Genomic DNA, 14,815 nt, shown 5'->3' on the forward strand with positions numbered 1-14,815 from the left:
CTGAGGTGGAGACGCAGACACGCGTCGCTCCCGGCACGAGCGGTACCCCCTGGTGCCGGGACACGGGTTCAGGAGGTTCGCGCCATGGTCATACCGGTCGCCTTCACGGCCTCCCTGTCTCCCGCCGAACGGGCGGCGTACGGCAGGGAAGCACGCAAGCGGGCCTCCCGTTCGTGCCACGGCTGGTTCGAGGCCGAGCAGCAGCGGCCCGACCCCGTCGAGGTGATAGAGCGCCAGTCGGCCTCACGGCTGACCGCGTTGGTGCCGATCCGCTACGGACGCATGCTGGAGTCGCCGTTCCGCTTCTACCGGGGCGCCGCGTCGGTCATGGCCGCGGACCTCGGGCCCGTCCCCGGCACCGGCCTGCCGGTGCAGCTGTGCGGAGACGCCCATCTGCTGAACTTCCGGCTGCTGGCCTCGCCGGAGCGCCATCTGGTCTTCGACATCAACGACTTCGACGAGACCCTGACCGGCCCGTTCGAGTGGGACGTCAAACGGCTGGCCGCCAGCCTCGCGATCGCCGGCCGGGCCAACGGGTTCTCGGTCAAGCAGCAGAACAGAGCGGTACGGGCCTGTGTGCAGGCCTACCGGCAGCGGATGCGCCGGTTCGCCGGCATGAGCACGCTCGACATCTGGTACGCGCAGGACGACGTCGACCGGATACGGGAACTGCTGGCCTCCTCGATGGACAAACGCACCAGGCGCCGTACCGCGGACGCGACGGCGAAGGCCAGGACGCGCACGCACCTGCAGGCCTTCGAGAAGCTCACCCGCGTCACGGCCGGGGGCCGGCGGATCGCACCCGACCCGCCGCTGCTCACCCCGCTGCGCGACCTGCTCGCGGACTCCTCCGGGGACGAGGAGGAGAAGGAGCTGAGGAACGTCCTGGACGGGTACGCGCGGACCCTGTCCTCGGAGCGGCGGCACCTGCTGCGTCACTACCGGCTGGTGGACATGGCCCGGAAGGTGGTGGGCGTCGGCAGTGTCGGAACACGCTGCTGGATCCTGCTCATGCTCGGCAGGGACGACGGGGACCCCCTGCTGCTGCAGGCCAAGGAGGCACAGGAATCGGTCCTCGCCCCCTATACGAACGGCGGCGACCACTACGACAACCAGGGCCGCCGGGTGGTGGCGGGACAGCGGCTGATCCAGACGACCAGTGACATCTTCCTGGGCTGGACGAACGTGGTGGGCCTCGACGGCCTGGGCCGCGACTTCTACGTACGCCAGCTACGGGACTGGAAGGGCATCGCCCGGCCGGAGACCATGGACCCCGGACTCCTGCGCCTGTTCGGGCAGTTGTGCGGCGCCTGCCTGGCGCGGGCCCACGCCCGTTCCGGCGACCCCGTGGCCATCGCCGCGTACCTCGGCGGCAGCGACCGCTTCGACCGTGCGCTCGCCGGGTTCGCGCAGGCCTACGCCGACCAGAACGAACGGGACTTCGAGGCACTGGGCGCGGCCGTCCGCCTCGGAAGGGTCACCGCCGAGAACCTCTGAGAGCCTTCGAGAACCTCTCGGAGCTTCTCGGGCTTCTCAGGCTCCTCGGGCTTCTGGGAGCGCGCGGGGACACGGCGAGTGGCGCGACCGCCTTCGTCCGGAGGTGACACGCCGCCGGCCGTACGCCCCGCGCCCGCCGCGTTCAGTGGGTCAGGAACAGCTTGCACGCGATGATCAGCAGGCCGAGTACCAGGTTCACCGCCGCCGTGCCGGCCACCATGCGCCGGGAGGCGCCGGCGCGCCGTGCCGCGGCCGTCGACCAGCCCACCTGGCCGGCCACGGCGACGGCGAGCGCCAGCCACAGCGTGCCCTGGATCCCGAGACCCGCCAGGGGGCCGACCGCCACGGCGAAGGCCGGCGGGACGGCGGCCTCGACGATCGGCCACTCGTCGCGGCACACCCGCAGTACCACCCGGCGGTCCAGGCTCTGTTGTGCCAGGCTCGCGCCGAAAAGCTGTGCGTGCACATGGGCGATCCAGAACACCAGGCCGGTGAGCAGCAGCAACAGCACCATCTCGACGCGGGGGAAGGAGCCGAGCGTGCCCGCGCCGATGATCACGGAGGCCGCGAGCATCGACCCGTAGACGGCACCGCTGCAGTCGGCCCGGGCCCGGCGCTCGGCCCTGCGTACCGTCCGGGGCGTGGCCTGCCCGGTACTGGACATCGTCGTTTCCCTCCGGCGCCGCTCGTGGTCACAGCATTCGCGGTCCGCGTACGGCGGTCCGCACCGCCTCCCTCGTACGCGTGCGTCGTGCCGTCAGCCGAGGGCGTCCATCTCGTGGTCGAGCGAGAGGGCGGCCGTGATGAGTGCCAGGTGGGTGAACGCCTGGGGGAAGTTGCCGAGCTGTTCCCCCGTCGACCCGATCTCCTCCGCGAACAGGCCCGCGTGGTTGGCGTAGGTCAGCATCTTGTCGAAGCCGTACCTGGCCGGGCCGAGCTGTCCCGCCCGCGCCAGCGCGTCGACGTACAGGAAGCTGCACAGGGAGAACGTGCCCTCGCTGCCGCGCAGGCCGTCCGGGGACGCCTGTGTGTCGTAGCGCTGCACGAGGCTGTCGGAGACGAGTTCGTGCTCCATCGCGTCGAGGGTCGACAGCCAGCGCGGATCCTTCGGCGAGATGAAGCCGACGGACGGCATCAGGAGCAGGGACGCGTCGAGGGTGGTGTCCTCGTAGTTCTGGACGAACGACCGCCGGCTCGTGCTCCAGCCGCGCTCCATCACCTGGCGCAGGATGTCGTCCCGTGCCGTGGTCCATTCCGGGATGTCGGCGGGCCGGGCGAAGTCGCGGGCCATCCGGATGCCCCGGTCGAAGGCGACCCAGCACATGAGGCGGCTGTAGGTGAAGTCCTTCTGTCCGCCCCGGGTCTCCCAGATCCCCTCGTCGGGCCGGTCCCAGGCCTTGACCAGCCAGTCGAGCACGCCGGCCAGGGCCTGCCAGCCGTCGTAGGGCGGTGCTTCCCCGGTGTCCTGCACCGCCTGGGACAGGGCGAGCACCGCCTCTCCGTAGATGTCCAGCTGGAGCTGTCCCGCGGCGCCGTTGCCCGCGTACACCGGCGCCGATCCGCGGTAGCCCTCCAGGTGATCCAGGGGCTCCTCCGTCAGCTCGGGGTCGCCGTCGACGCGGTACATGATCTGCAGGGGTTCCCCGCTGACCGTGCGGCCCGCCTTCAGCCGGTCGCCGAGCCAGCCGCGGAACGCGTGGGCCTCCTCGACGTGGCCCAGTCCCAGCAGCGCGCCGACCGACATCGAGCCGTCCCGCACCCAGGTGTAGCGGTAGTCCCAGTTGCGGCCGCCGCCGATCTGCTCGGGCAGCCCCATGGTGGGGGCGGCGACGGGCGCTCCGGTGGGCGCGTACGTGAGCAGTTTCAGGGTGATGGCCGCCCTGTTCACCATGTCCTGCCAGCGTCCGTGGTAGTGACTGCGGCGTACCCACGCGTGCCAGAAGTCCCGGGTGCTCTCGAACAGGGCCGTGACGTCCGGGTACGTCAGCGGCGGCACGGGGGTGTCGTCGGCGTCGCCCACCGTCAGGACGACGGCCGCGGACTCGCCCTCGCTCAGGGTCAGTTCGCTGCGGACGTCGTCGCCGTCCCGGGCCCATCGCACCGCGCCGGCCGTCTGGAGCACCGCCTGTGCGCCGGGGGCGTCGAAGCGCACGGCGTCCTCGGCCAGGTCGACGCGGTGTCCGGCGCGGGCGTAGTCGAAGCGGGGCCGGCACCGCAGGGTGAAGCGGACCCGGCCGCGGGTGACCCGCAGGATCCTGACCAGCCGGTGCCTGCCCGCCACGCGCTCGGGGCGGTCCACCGGCATGAAGTCGACCACCTCGCCGACGCCCGACTCGGCCAGGAAGCGGGTCACCAGGATCGCGGTGTCCTGGAGGTAGAGCTGGACCGGGGGCCGTTCGGTGTCGGCGGACACGGCGAAGTGGCCGCCGCGGTCGTGGTCGAGGAGCGAGGCGAACACACTGGGCGAGTCGAACCGGGGCGCGCACAGCCAGTCGACGGTGCCGTCGGAGGAGACCAGTGCGGCGGTCTGCAGATCGCCTACCAGCCCGTGGTCGGCGATGGGGGGATAGCGTCGCATGGTCGGTGCTCCTTCCGTGCCGGAGCGCCGCCGGGCATCGCATGTCCCGGCACGGTGTCGCGCCCCGCGACCGCCACCATCGCCGCACGGCGTCCCGGCGGCCTCCCCCGCCGCGGGTGAGTTGTCCGCGGACGGCCGTGGGACAGGCCGTCAATTCGCGGCGCATTCCGGCAGGACACGTACGCCGAAGATCGTTCATGGATGTCGTCGCTTTCACGCCCCCGACGCCGTCCGTCGTCATTCGATTTCGTTTTCCGCATTCTTCGCGGGAGTGATCAGGCCATTCGGGGGAAGCCCGTCGCATTCTCGAAAAGCCGGGTTTGGACCGGCCTCGTTCGGTCAGCCGTACCAGTAGATCGCACGGACAGAGCGACGAAGCATCAGTGAGGACGTGATCCGCAGTGGCACAGGACGAGAAGGCCAAGGCAAAGACCGAGCAGGCCAAGGGCAAGGTCAAGGAGACCCTCGGCCAGGCCGTCGGCAACGAGCGGATGACCGCCGAGGGCAAGGCGGAACAGTCGAAGGGTGACGCCCGCCAGGCCAAGGAGAAGACCAAGGACGCATTCCGGCATTGAGGGGCCAGCCGATGCGCAGGGCCCGCCGCACGCTCTTGCGGCGGGCCCGCTTCTTTTAAGAAGGAGCGAGAACATGCTCGCGGAGTACCGTACGTCTTCTCCCCACGGCCTGACGGCCGAGCCGTCGCGGCGCGCCCCGTCCCGGCCGAGCAGCCCGGCCGAGGTGCGCGAGGAGCTGAGGCACGCGCTGGCCGAGGCCCAGCGATCCCGGCGGCGCATCGCCCAGGGCGGCGACGAGATCATCGGCGACGCCCTGCTCGTGGCCACGGAACTCACGACCAACGCGATGCTGCACGGCGGCGGTGTCACCGGTTTCGAAGTGGCGCTGGACGACGAGGTCGTACGCCTGTCGGTGAGCGACAGCAGCCGGGAGTACCCCGCGCCGAAGCGCGACGACGGCGAGCGGGGATACATGGGCCCCGGAGGCCATGGCTGGCCCATCGTCTGCCGGCTGGCCCGCGACATCACGATCTCGGAGCTGCGGACCGGCGGGAAGCGCATCACGGCCGTGGTACCGCTCGCCCACCCGTGAGCCCCGCCGTCGCGGGCCCGTCCCTCCGGCACGGCAGACGTCCGACCGGGCGCCCCCGCGGGGGCGCCCGGTCGTCACGGACAGGGGTGTGCCGCTCCCGCCCGGGTCAGCCCTTGACGATGCCGCGGACGTTCTCGACCGAGCCGCAGCCGGACCCCAGCTGGTGCGCCCGCTCCTTCAGGAAGGCGACACCGAGCTCTTCGCGGCGCTTCATGGCGACGTTCTCGCGCGCGCCGTTGAGGATCGTGCGCTCCTCCTCGTCGGCATGGTGCGTGATGGCCTCGACGAGCTCTTCCAGCTTCTCGTCCCACTCGTCGGAGCCGACCTCGTCGACCTCCAGGAGGGCGAGCAGCGCCTCGTTGCCCTCCTCGTGCTCCTCCTCGCCGTGCTCGACCTCTTCGTTGTCGATGTTCCGGTAGCGCTTGAGGGCCGGGTAGACCTCGGCCTCCTCGGCGAGGGCATGGGCGATCAGGAGGTGGGAGAACTCCTCCAGCGCCTGCGCCCTGTCCGCCTCGACACTGCGCATCCGCCGGAAGAGGTCCTCCATCGTGCGGTGGTCTTCAAGAATGAGTTCGACGACATCGTGCGTCTCGGACATGTGCGGTGTGCCTTCCCCGGTGGTCGGTGGTCATCAGGTCCTGGGGACGACTACCCCCGTGTCCGCAGAAAATCGCCGGCCCGCACACACCGCTCAGGACGGAGCGGAGGACGGGCCGGACGATGGGCAGGGAAGGACCGTGACGCCGTTGCACCGCTACGCCGTGAGCGCCCGCCGGGTCGGGAGGGACTGCCGGGTCGGGAGTGCCTGTCCCGCTGCCGGGCGGGGCTGCCGGTTCGTGGGGGTCTGCCAGGCCGCGGGGGCCTGCCGGGCCGGGACGGCCTGTCGGGGCACGCTCGTCGACGAGGTGCCGCGCGCCACCGGACGCACCGGGTAGGTGGTCTTGGCCGGGTCCGTCACCGGATCCCCGAGCACGATCCGGCCCGCCGCGTGCAGCGCGTCGCACTCGTCCGTGGGCAGGGCCACATAGCAACCCCCGTACGCCGAACCGGCGCTGACGGACTGCCAGTAGCCGTACCTGCGGCGGCCGTTGGCGTGCACGGTCAGGCAGACGGGGACCCGCTGCACCTGGATGAGGCGCAGCACCTCGGCACCGCCGGGGGTCAGTGGCGCGGGGGTACGCGAGAGGGCCCGCAGCATGTCGGCGCTCCCGTCCGCGGCTCGCGGCACGGCACGGAGGTGGGAGGAGGGCGTCATGTGCGGGCGGCCTTTCGACGGACGGGTTCGATCGCGTGTCACCGGGGACGATGACGTCTTGATGCTCTGCATTCTTCCGGAGGGCACTGACAATGCGGCCGAGGCCACTCCGTACCGGCCCCGGGAGTCCAGGTTCACCGGTGGTCCGGCGGGATCGGGCCGTGGTGGGCGCGGCCCTCCAATTCGCCCTGGACGAAGGGGTCGTCGGCGCTGTCGTACACCCCGGCGTGGTCGAAGAGCGCTTCGGTGATGCGCTCCCACTCCTCGATCTCCGCCTGCGCGACCAGCGCGTCCCTGCCGGTGAGCGTCCCGTCCCCGGCCGCCCCGCGGGCGCGCTCCAGCGCTTCCTTCGCCTCGTGGTGGCGCATTCCCGTGGCCGAGCGCCGTACCCGTGCCCAGGCGTCACGCTCGTCGTCGGACGGCTCCGCCACTTCGTCGTTCATGTCGTCGACGAGACCGGACACCCGGTCCTGCTCCAGACCCACCGCTCCACCTCGTTCGGCTATGGCGCTGATCGCTTCCCTCAGCGGTCCCGTTCCCGTCTGCCCCCCATACACGGTCCGACACCTGCCGGCTCCGACGAAGCGCCACGTCAAGGCGTCGTCACGGCAACGCTTCGTCACGTCGTCACGTCAACGCGTCATCACGTCAACGCGTCGCCACGTCGGGTGGCGCGCGCGGCGGGGGCTACGCGCTGCCGCGGGAGGCGCGGCCACCGGCGCGGCGCCGCAGGGCGCGTCGTTCACCCTCGCTCCTGCCGCCCCACACACCGATGCTCTGGCCCGTCTCGAGCGCCCACTCCAGGCACTGCGCCTGCACCGGGCAGCGTCGGCACACGCTCTTCGCGTCCTCGATCTGCACGAGCGCCGGGCCCGTGTTGCCGATGGGGAAGAAGAGATCGGGATCGACGGTGCGGCATTCCGCGTCCTCGCGCCAGCCTTCCATGAGTGCCTCCTTGGGTGGTGATGATGTCGTTCACGGGGTTCGGTTCCCCCTCCGGGTCACCCACGACGGCACCGGTGAAACAAGGAGTCTTGTGGGACAGTGCTGCTCCGGTGTCCGGCAGCACGGGCGATCACGTACGCGCGGGGCGCCGGGGGACCCGGCCTCGGCACGACGGGGGCACCCGGGTGACAAGATGGGATCTCCATGGGCCACGGCCGGGACATTTCTACGAACAAGCAGGTGACGCATGTCGCAGCAGCCGGGCGAGGTCTGGGAGCAGTTCGCGATCGCCGTGGCGGAGATGGCGCGGGACCTGCTGGCGCAGGACTCCGCCCAGGGCACCCTGGACCGGGTCGTGGAGCACGCGAAGGTCCTGATCAACGGGTGTGACGAAGCCGGCATCCTCACCGTACGGCAGGGGAAGGTGAACGCCCTGGCGGCGACGGGCGACGTGGTCCGGCACGCGGACCGGATCCAGCAGGACCTGCAGGAAGGCCCGTGCTTCGACGCCGTGACGGACCGTCAGCAGGTCTACACGATCGAGGACATGACGAAGCCGAGCAAGCAGTGGCCGCATTTCACTCCCCGGCTCAGGGAGCTGGGGATGGGAAGCATGATGGGCTTCCTGCTCTTCACCGAGGACGACGACCTCGGCGCCCTGAACCTGTACTCGCACGAGCCGGACACCTTCGACGAGGCCGCCAGACGCGCCGGCTGGATCCTTGCCTCGCACGCGGCGGTGGCCTTCTCGGCGGCCCGTACGCACCAGCAGCTCAGTCACGCCCTGGAGACCCGGCACGAGATCGGCGAGGCCATCGGCATCCTCATGGAGCGCTACGGCCTGGCCGAGGACGCGGCCTTCAAGGTGCTCAAGAAGACCTCCCAGGACCGCAACGTCAAAGTGCGCGAGATCGCCCGCCAGATCTGCCGTACGGGCGAGAGGCCCGGCTGACCGCCGGGCCGCGCTCCGCCGGGCCCCTCGCCCGCCGTGCCCGTGCCTCCTGGCGGCGGGCTCACAGGAAGCGGCGGATCGGGACGACCGCCGCTTCCCGGGCCCGCTGGACGACCGAGCGCCGCTTCCAGCGGCCCTCCTCGATCAGGACGCCGTTCGCGATGTCCTCCTCGAAGTGGGCGTCGAGGGTGGCGGTGAACTCCTCGTCCAGGACGGCGAGCATGATCTCCTCGTCGTGGTCGAGCGAGCGGCGGTTGAAGTTGGTCGAGCCGACCAGTGCGGCGACCCGGTCCACGGTGATGACCTTGGCGTGCATCATCGTCGGCTGGTACTGGTAGATCTTCACGCCGCAGGCGGTGAGGTCCTCGTAGTAGTGCTGGCCCGCCAGCTGGCAGACCCGCTTGTCCGTGTGCGGGCCGGGCAGCAGGATCTCCACCTCCACACCCCGGCGGGCCGCCGCGCACAGCAGCTCGATGAAGAACGCGTCCGGCGCGAAGTAGGCCGTGGCCAGCCGGAAGCGTTCCTCGGCCGACTCCAGCATCACCCGGAGCAGGGTCTGCATGTCCTGCCACCCGAAGCTGGCCGAGCCGCGCACCACCTGCACCACGGCCCCGCCCTCGGGTTCGTGTCCGACGAACCGGTCGCGCCCGTCGAAGAGTTCGTCGTGGCACTCGGCCCAGTTCTGCGCGAAGGCGGCGGCGACACCGTCCACGGCGGGCCCGCGGACCTCGACGTGGGTGTCGCGCCACTCGTGCTCGTTGCGCGCGTTCCCGCACCACTCCTCCGCGATCCCCACCCCGCCGGTGAAGGCCGTCTGCTCGTCGACGACGAGCACCTTGCGGTGGCAGCGGTGGTTCTGCTTGAACGGTGAGAGCGCCAGCGGCCTGCGGAACCACGCCACCTGCACCCCGGCCTGCTCCATGGCCGCCAGCAGGTCCTTCTCGATCAGCCTGCTGCCGAACCCGTCCAGCAGCAGCCGCACCCGCACACCGGCCCGGGCCCGCTCGGTGAGCGCCTCGGCGAACTCACGGGCGATGTCGCCCTTCCAGTACACGAAGGTCATCATGTCCACGGTGTGTTCGGCGGACCGGATGCCCGCCAGCATCGCGGCGAAGATCTCGTCGCCGTTGCGCAGGGCGGTGAGGGTGTTGCCCTCGGTCGCCGCGATACCGATGAGTCTCTCCAGCCGCCGGCGTATCCGCTGCGCACGGTCCTCGTAGACCGGCGCGGCCGGCGTCCCGGCGCGGGGGGAGGTCTTCTGCAACTGGTCCTTCGTACTGGTCATGGCATCACCCGGCCGGCACGGGGAGGAGACAGGAGGATGCACGCGGCCCGGTCCGGCACGGGCGCGGCGAGCAGACTGTACTCCGGCTTCCCGGACACGCGGCGCCGGGAGCGGCGAACGCGACGATCGAGGATCCGTCGGGTCCGTGCGCACATGTCCGCGGGCACAGTGGGCAGGAGACGGGCGATGCGTTCTCCGGTCGGGACGGCACCTTAGGCGCCGGCGGCGACGCGAGCGACAGCAGAGCCAAGGGATCGAAAGGACCGGCAGAGCCGTGAGTGAAGAGCAGGATCCGCTCCGTGAGGCGGCCGCGCCGATCGTGGCCGAGCCCGCGCCCGATCTGCAGCTGCAGATGCTGGTACGGCTGGTCGGCCAGGACCCGCAGGCCGCCCTGCCGATCACTTTGATCATCGGGGGTGGTCTCCTGCACGGCGACCTCATCTCGCACAAGGCGTGGACGACCGACTGGGCGCAGAGCCTGCGCGGCGTCGACGGACCCGGCGCACAGCTGCTGGAGCGGTTCCCCGAGCAGGTGGACCAGGCGGTCGCCGAGAAGCAGGGGCGCCCGGCCCCGCAGCGACTGCCCCAGTGGATCCACCTACGGGACGCCACCAGTGTCGTCGGCGCGGGCGGACCCGTCGTCATGCCCCTGTGGCGGGGGCGGCTCACGGACATCTCCGGCTGGTCCCTGGGCAGGCCCGACGGCTCCCCGGGCGAAGCCGGGGACGACCACCGCTGACGTACGGGACCGACCGCGTCCGGGACACCGGCCGGCCGGCCGGGTCGCGCAGCCGGTGATGGGCCAGGACCGTGTTCCGCAGGCCGCGCACCGGTCTGCGCCCCAGCCGGTGCACCGCCGCCACCGGACGGGGGCGGCTCGCGAAGCCCTCCCCCACGCACAGTTCCCGCGTCTTGAGCCGGTCCTTGTACTCCTTGTCGCCACGGCTCAGGTCCATGATCCGCGCGCCCTCCCGGCCCGCGGCCTCCGCCGTCCGCCGTCCGTCGTCCGTCGTCCGTCGATGCACGTTCCCCGGCCGACGGCCGACGGCCGGGACCCGAAGTGTTCGACGGGGGCTCACACTTCGCGAAACAGCATGCAGCCTGTCAAGGCTCGTGGTCGTGACGGAAAAGGTGCGGGCCGGGTGGCCCCGGACACGGGGGCGGGTGCGAACGCGTTCTGGATCATGGCCCGGATGACGCGACGGGATCCAGGTAGCATCCGGCCCCAGCAGCACACGATGACGAGGAAAGGTCACCGCCATGTCCGAAGTCGAATCGGCCGCCACGCAGCTCAAGACCCAGTACGCCGCCCAGGTCGCCGCGGACCTGGAACGCAACACCAAGGAGCAGGAACGTATCGGCGCCGAAGTGGCTTCGCTGGAGGAGCAGTTGCGCGGCCTGCGGCACGACCGGACCCTGCTGGCGCAGCTGCAGCGGGCGCTGGGTGGTGACGACTCCGCCCAGGCGGCGGCCACCACGGCGAAGCGGAAGAAGACGGCCACCGGACCGGCCGCCACGAAGTCGGCGGCCGAGTCCGGGAGTTCGGCGTCCGCCGCTTCGAAATCCGTCGCCTCGAAATCCGCCGCCGCGAAGCCCGCCGCCGCGAAGCCGGCCCTCGCGAAGCCGGCCCCCGCCCGGCCCACCCTCGTCGAGCTCATCCGTGACCACCTCGGCCGGCAGTCCGAGCCGCGCTCGTCCGCCGAGGTCGCCACCGCGCTGGCCGAGGCCCACCCGGATCGCGAGATCAAGCCCAAGGTGGTCCGCACCACGATCGAGGGGCTGGTCGCCAAGGGGCAGGTCCAGCGCACCAAGCAGGGGTCGTCCGTCTTCTACACGACGGCCGCGGCCGCCGCGGCTCCCGGCGACACCGCGGAGACCACGCAGGTCACCGAGACCGGGACCGAACAGGCGCCGGATACCGCCTGACCCGTACCGGACGGCCGACGGGGCGTGGTGAACCCCGCCGGCCGGTGGTCGCCGGATCAGACGGCGGCGCAGGTGGCGCCGTTGAGCGCGAACGCGGTCGGAACGGCGTTGACGGTCCCCTTGTTGGCCGTGAAACCGACAGTGACCGAGCCGCTCGCGGGGATGGTGGAGGTGTACGAGGCCGCGGCGACACTCACCGAGGCGCCGCTCTGGGTCGGGGTGCCGCCCCACATGTTGGAGACGGTCTGCCCGTTGGCGAAGGCGAAGACCAGCCGCCACCCGCTGATGACGGTGGTGCCCGTGTTGCGGATGGTGATCTCGCCCTGGAAGCCCCCCGGCCACTCGTTGCCGACGCGGTAGCCGACGGAGCAGGTCGTACCGGGTGAACTCCCGTCGTCCGTGGTGACGTTCACCGTGGCCGAGCGGGCCGACCGGTTCCCGGCCGCGTCACGTGCGTACACGGCGAAGGTGTAGGCCGTGTTCGCGGTGAGGCCGGTCACGGTGGCGGTGTTCATGGTGGACGCGGCGACCGTGCTCTCGGAGGTGCCGACGCGCACGACGTCGTAGCCGGTGACGCCGACGTTGTCGGTCGCGGCGGTCCAGGTCAGGGTCACGGACGTGGCAGCCACGGCGGACGCGGCGGGGGTTCCCGGAGTGGTCGGGGCCTGGGTGTCGCCCGGGTTCCCGCCGCCGAAGACCGTGGCTTCCTTCGAGGTCTGTGCGATGCCGTTGACGCCGTTGAAGATGCGCTGCCCCCAGGAGCTGAGCCGACCGGGGTCGAAGCCGATCACCAGGTCGAGGATCGGATCCGTGTTGCCGCTCCAGGACCAGGCGAGGTACCCGAGCCGCAGCTGCTGCGCCGCGGCCATCATGGTGTCCTCGTCCGGGTCGCCGTACTGGTCGGCCGGTCCGCCGAACTCGCCGATCAGGATCGGCAGTCGGGCGTTGACGAAGGCGTTCAGGTAGTCGGTGATCTCCTGTGCGGTGTCGTAGACGCTGTACATGTGGATCGAGAAGATCAGGTTGCCGGTGGTGTCGGCGTCGTAGACGGCCTGGGCGTTGGTGCGCATGACGTTCTGCCAGTCCTGGCCCCAGTTGGGTGCGTCCACCATGATGGTGTGCTCGAACCCGGCGGTGCGCAGTTTCTTGACGGCGGCGATCGTGGGAGCGGTCCAGCCCGCCGGATCGGTGTTGCCCCAGGGCTCGTTGCCGATGTTGATGATGACGTAGTTCTCTTCGCCGGCGAGGACGCTCTTCAGGCCGATCCAGTAGTCGGCGGCCTGGTCGAGGGTGGCTGCGGCGCTCTCCTCGGCGTATCCGGTGGTGTCGTGCACCTCCAGTACGCAGATCAGCCGGTTGGCCTTGCACTGGGCGACGACGCCGGCCACGTCCTCGGCACTGTTCTTGGTCCAGCGGTGGCCGTTGGACAGGACGACGCGGACGGTGTTGGCACCGAACGCCTTGATGTCGGCCAGCGACTGCGTCTGGCTCGGATACCAGGTGTGGGCGTGATTGACGCCGCGCATAACGAAGTCGTTGCCGTTGCCTTCGAGCAGGCGTCCGTCGTCGATGTGGAGGCCGGTCGCGAGGACGTCCGGGGACTTGGCATGTGCGGCGGTCGGGACGAGGGCGCCGAGAACGACAAGCCCGAGGAACGCTGCCAGCCCGGCCAGCAGCGCGCTGACGAGGGTCTTTCGAGTCGTGCTTCTTGTTCTTCTCACTGCGACTCCAGAAAGTGAGCGCCAAGAAACGTGAGTTTCGGATGGGTGGGAGCGCTCCCATAGAGTCACTTCGTCAGGGGCACGTCAAGACTTGACGCACGTTCCGACGCGTAACAGGTGTGAAGAACCGCCGGCCGCCCCAGGCACCGTGACCACCCGTACGCCCCTGGGGGGCCGCTTGTCACCACCCCGGTACGCGCACTAGTGTCACCACGCCTTGGTGCTCGGGAAATCGGTGTGATGCCGGTGCGGCCCTCGCCACTGTGATCGGGAAGTCCGGCTCCGGCCCTCACGGGCAGCCACTGGGTCCTCGGACCCGGGAAGGCGGAGCACGGGCGGTTTTGACCCGTAAGCCAGGAGACCGGCCAAGGCGCGTCAACCATCCACGAGGTGCTGGAGAGGGTCTGCAGAGCCATGCACATAGCCGAGGGTTTCCTTCCTCCGGCGCACGCGGTCGCCTGGGGCGTCGCGTCGGCGCCGTTCGTCGTCCACGGAGTCCGGTCGCTCACCCGTGAGGTCAGGGAGCATCCCGAGAGCACGCTGCTCATCGGGGCGTCCGGGCCGTTCACGTTTGTCCTCTCCGCACTGAAACTGCCGTCGGTGACCGGCAGTTGCTCGCACCCCACCGGCACGGGCCTCGGTGCCGTCCTGTTCCGGCCGCCGGTCATGGCGGTGCTGGGCACCATCACCCTGCTCTTCCAGGCACTGCTGCTCGCGCACGGCGGGCTGACCACGCTCGGCGCCAACGTCTTCTCGATGGCGATCGCCGGGCCCTGGGCCGGCTACGGGATCTACCGGCTGCTCCGGCTGTTCGGCGCGCCGCTGATGGTCGCGGTGTTCTTCGCCGCGTTCGTCGCCGACCTGTCCACGTACTGCGTCACCAGCGTGCAGCTCGCGCTCGCGTTCCCCGACCCGAGCAGCGGGTTCCTGGGCGCGCTCGGCAAGTTCGGCTCGATCTTCGCTGTCACGCAGATCCCGCTCGCGGTGAGCGAGGGCCTGCTCACCGTGCTCGTGATGCGTCTGCTGGTGCAGTCGAGCAAGGGCGAACTGACCCGGCTCGGCGTGCTCCTCACCAAGGAGCGGTCCCGGACCGGGACGGCCGACACGACGGAGGCGGTGGCCCGATGAGCCGTAACGCGAAGATCAACACCCTGCTGCTGCTCGTCGTGGCCGCCCTCGCGGTACTGCCGCTGGCCCTGGGACTGGGCGACCACAAGAAGGAACCGTTCACAGGCTCCGACGCGGAGGCGGAGACCGCGATCACCGAGATCGAACCGGACTACGAGCCGTGGTTCTCGCCCCTGTACGAGCCGCCGTCCGGGGAGATCGAGTCGGCGCTCTTCGCCCTGCAGGCCGCCCTCGGCGCGGGCGTCCTCGCCTACTACTTCGGTCTGCGCCGGGGCCGCCGCCAGGGCGAACTGCGGGCCCTGGCCACAAAGGACGGCCAGGACAGGGCGCATGCCACGTCCCCGGCCGGCGGTACCGGTGCGGCACACGGCACGTCCGCGGCCGGCGGTACCGCCGAGTCCGTGTCCCGACGGGCCTGAGT

At 70.8% G+C, this 14,815-nt stretch carries 16 protein-coding genes, 1 pseudogene and 1 riboswitch; of the genes and pseudogenes, 8 read left to right on the forward strand and 9 right to left on the reverse strand.

Going from position 1 to position 14,815, the window contains the following annotated elements:
- Positions 1 to 84 precede the first annotated feature (84 nt).
- Entirely contained in the window at positions 85 to 1,497 is a 1,413-nt protein-coding gene (locus tag QFZ75_RS03120; protein WP_307533704.1) for a DUF2252 domain-containing protein, read from the forward strand.
- A gap of 142 nt (positions 1,498 to 1,639) precedes the next feature.
- On the opposite strand, the gene QFZ75_RS03125 is transcribed toward QFZ75_RS03120, so the two are convergent.
- Both QFZ75_RS03125 and QFZ75_RS03130 read right to left on the reverse strand, forming a co-directional pair.
- Positions 1,640 to 2,161, reverse strand: a complete 522-nt coding sequence (locus tag QFZ75_RS03125) for a hypothetical protein (protein ID WP_307533705.1) — start codon at positions 2,159 to 2,161, stop codon at positions 1,640 to 1,642.
- A 93-nt stretch (positions 2,162 to 2,254) separates the two neighbouring features.
- Positions 2,255 to 4,075, reverse strand: a complete 1,821-nt coding sequence (locus tag QFZ75_RS03130) for a glycoside hydrolase family 15 protein (RefSeq protein ID WP_307533706.1) — start codon at positions 4,073 to 4,075, stop codon at positions 2,255 to 2,257.
- Positions 4,076 to 4,476: 401 nt separating this feature from the next.
- Here QFZ75_RS03130 and QFZ75_RS03135 point away from each other — a divergent pair, with 401 nt between their 5' ends.
- Positions 4,477 to 4,650 (forward strand): CsbD family protein, encoded by a 174-nt coding sequence (locus QFZ75_RS03135; RefSeq protein WP_149510020.1) that lies wholly within the window; start codon positions 4,477 to 4,479, stop codon positions 4,648 to 4,650.
- A 73-nt stretch (positions 4,651 to 4,723) separates the two neighbouring features.
- A complete protein-coding gene (locus tag QFZ75_RS03140; RefSeq protein WP_307533707.1) occupies positions 4,724 to 5,182 on the forward strand; it encodes an ATP-binding protein in 459 nt (152 codons plus the stop codon).
- Positions 5,183 to 5,288: 106 nt separating this feature from the next.
- Here the strand turns inward: QFZ75_RS03140 and QFZ75_RS03145 are convergent, their stop codons facing one another.
- The 4 genes from QFZ75_RS03145 to QFZ75_RS03160 all read right to left on the reverse strand — a co-directional run bounded on the left by QFZ75_RS03145 (position 5,289) and on the right by QFZ75_RS03160 (position 7,382).
- Positions 5,289 to 5,780, reverse strand: coding sequence for a hemerythrin domain-containing protein (locus QFZ75_RS03145; RefSeq protein WP_307533708.1), 492 nt, complete (start codon positions 5,778 to 5,780; stop codon positions 5,289 to 5,291).
- A 156-nt stretch (positions 5,781 to 5,936) separates the two neighbouring features.
- Positions 5,937 to 6,437, reverse strand: a complete 501-nt coding sequence (locus QFZ75_RS03150; RefSeq protein WP_307533709.1) for a hypothetical protein — start codon at positions 6,435 to 6,437, stop codon at positions 5,937 to 5,939.
- A 134-nt stretch (positions 6,438 to 6,571) separates the two neighbouring features.
- Complete coding sequence (locus QFZ75_RS03155) at positions 6,572 to 6,922, reverse strand: hypothetical protein (protein ID WP_307533710.1); 351 nt, start codon at positions 6,920 to 6,922, stop codon at positions 6,572 to 6,574.
- Positions 6,923 to 7,124: 202 nt separating this feature from the next.
- Positions 7,125 to 7,382: a WhiB family transcriptional regulator gene (locus tag QFZ75_RS03160; protein ID WP_307533711.1), complete on the reverse strand. Its 258-nt coding sequence runs from the start codon at positions 7,380 to 7,382 to the stop codon at positions 7,125 to 7,127.
- A 247-nt stretch (positions 7,383 to 7,629) separates the two neighbouring features.
- On the opposite strand from QFZ75_RS03160, the gene QFZ75_RS03165 reads away from it, so the two are divergent.
- Positions 7,630 to 8,334 (forward strand): GAF and ANTAR domain-containing protein, encoded by a 705-nt coding sequence (locus QFZ75_RS03165; protein ID WP_307533712.1) that lies wholly within the window; start codon positions 7,630 to 7,632, stop codon positions 8,332 to 8,334.
- Positions 8,335 to 8,395: 61 nt separating this feature from the next.
- Here the strand turns inward: QFZ75_RS03165 and QFZ75_RS03170 are convergent, their stop codons facing one another.
- Positions 8,396 to 9,619: a phosphatidylserine/phosphatidylglycerophosphate/cardiolipin synthase family protein gene (locus QFZ75_RS03170; RefSeq protein ID WP_307533713.1), complete on the reverse strand. Its 1,224-nt coding sequence runs from the start codon at positions 9,617 to 9,619 to the stop codon at positions 8,396 to 8,398.
- Between the two features lie 274 nt (positions 9,620 to 9,893).
- On the opposite strand from QFZ75_RS03170, the gene QFZ75_RS03175 reads away from it, so the two are divergent.
- Entirely contained in the window at positions 9,894 to 10,358 is a 465-nt protein-coding gene (locus tag QFZ75_RS03175; RefSeq protein WP_307533714.1) for a hypothetical protein, read from the forward strand.
- Here the strand turns inward: QFZ75_RS03175 and QFZ75_RS03180 are convergent.
- A pseudogene (locus QFZ75_RS03180) lies at positions 10,285 to 10,614 on the reverse strand (cellulose biosynthesis protein CelD); the annotation flags it as partial. The gene QFZ75_RS03175 and the pseudogene QFZ75_RS03180 overlap by 74 nt on opposite strands.
- A 265-nt stretch (positions 10,615 to 10,879) precedes the next feature.
- Here QFZ75_RS03180 and QFZ75_RS03185 point away from each other — a divergent pair.
- Positions 10,880 to 11,545 carry a BlaI/MecI/CopY family transcriptional regulator gene (locus QFZ75_RS03185; RefSeq protein ID WP_307533715.1) on the forward strand — a complete coding sequence of 222 codons (666 nt, stop codon included), beginning with the start codon at positions 10,880 to 10,882 and terminating at the stop codon, positions 11,543 to 11,545.
- Between the two features lie 56 nt (positions 11,546 to 11,601).
- On the opposite strand, the gene QFZ75_RS03190 is transcribed toward QFZ75_RS03185, so the two are convergent.
- Positions 11,602 to 13,266 carry a cellulase family glycosylhydrolase gene (locus QFZ75_RS03190; protein WP_307533716.1) on the reverse strand — a complete coding sequence of 555 codons (1,665 nt, stop codon included), beginning with the start codon at positions 13,264 to 13,266 and terminating at the stop codon, positions 11,602 to 11,604.
- Between the two features lie 201 nt (positions 13,267 to 13,467).
- Positions 13,468 to 13,651, forward strand: a riboswitch (cobalamin riboswitch).
- Positions 13,652 to 13,680: 29 nt separating this feature from the next.
- On the opposite strand from QFZ75_RS03190, the gene QFZ75_RS03195 reads away from it, so the two are divergent.
- A complete protein-coding gene (locus tag QFZ75_RS03195; RefSeq protein ID WP_307533717.1) occupies positions 13,681 to 14,394 on the forward strand; it encodes an energy-coupling factor ABC transporter permease in 714 nt (237 codons plus the stop codon).
- Positions 14,391 to 14,813, forward strand: coding sequence for an energy-coupling factor ABC transporter substrate-binding protein (locus QFZ75_RS03200; RefSeq protein ID WP_307533718.1), 423 nt, complete (start codon positions 14,391 to 14,393; stop codon positions 14,811 to 14,813). The genes QFZ75_RS03195 and QFZ75_RS03200 overlap by 4 nt, the downstream gene beginning before the upstream one ends.
- Positions 14,814 to 14,815 lie beyond the last annotated feature (2 nt).

Origin of the sequence: Streptomyces sp. V3I8 (genome assembly GCF_030817535.1) — a bacterium.
Lineage (GTDB): Bacteria > Actinomycetota > Actinomycetes > Streptomycetales > Streptomycetaceae > Streptomyces.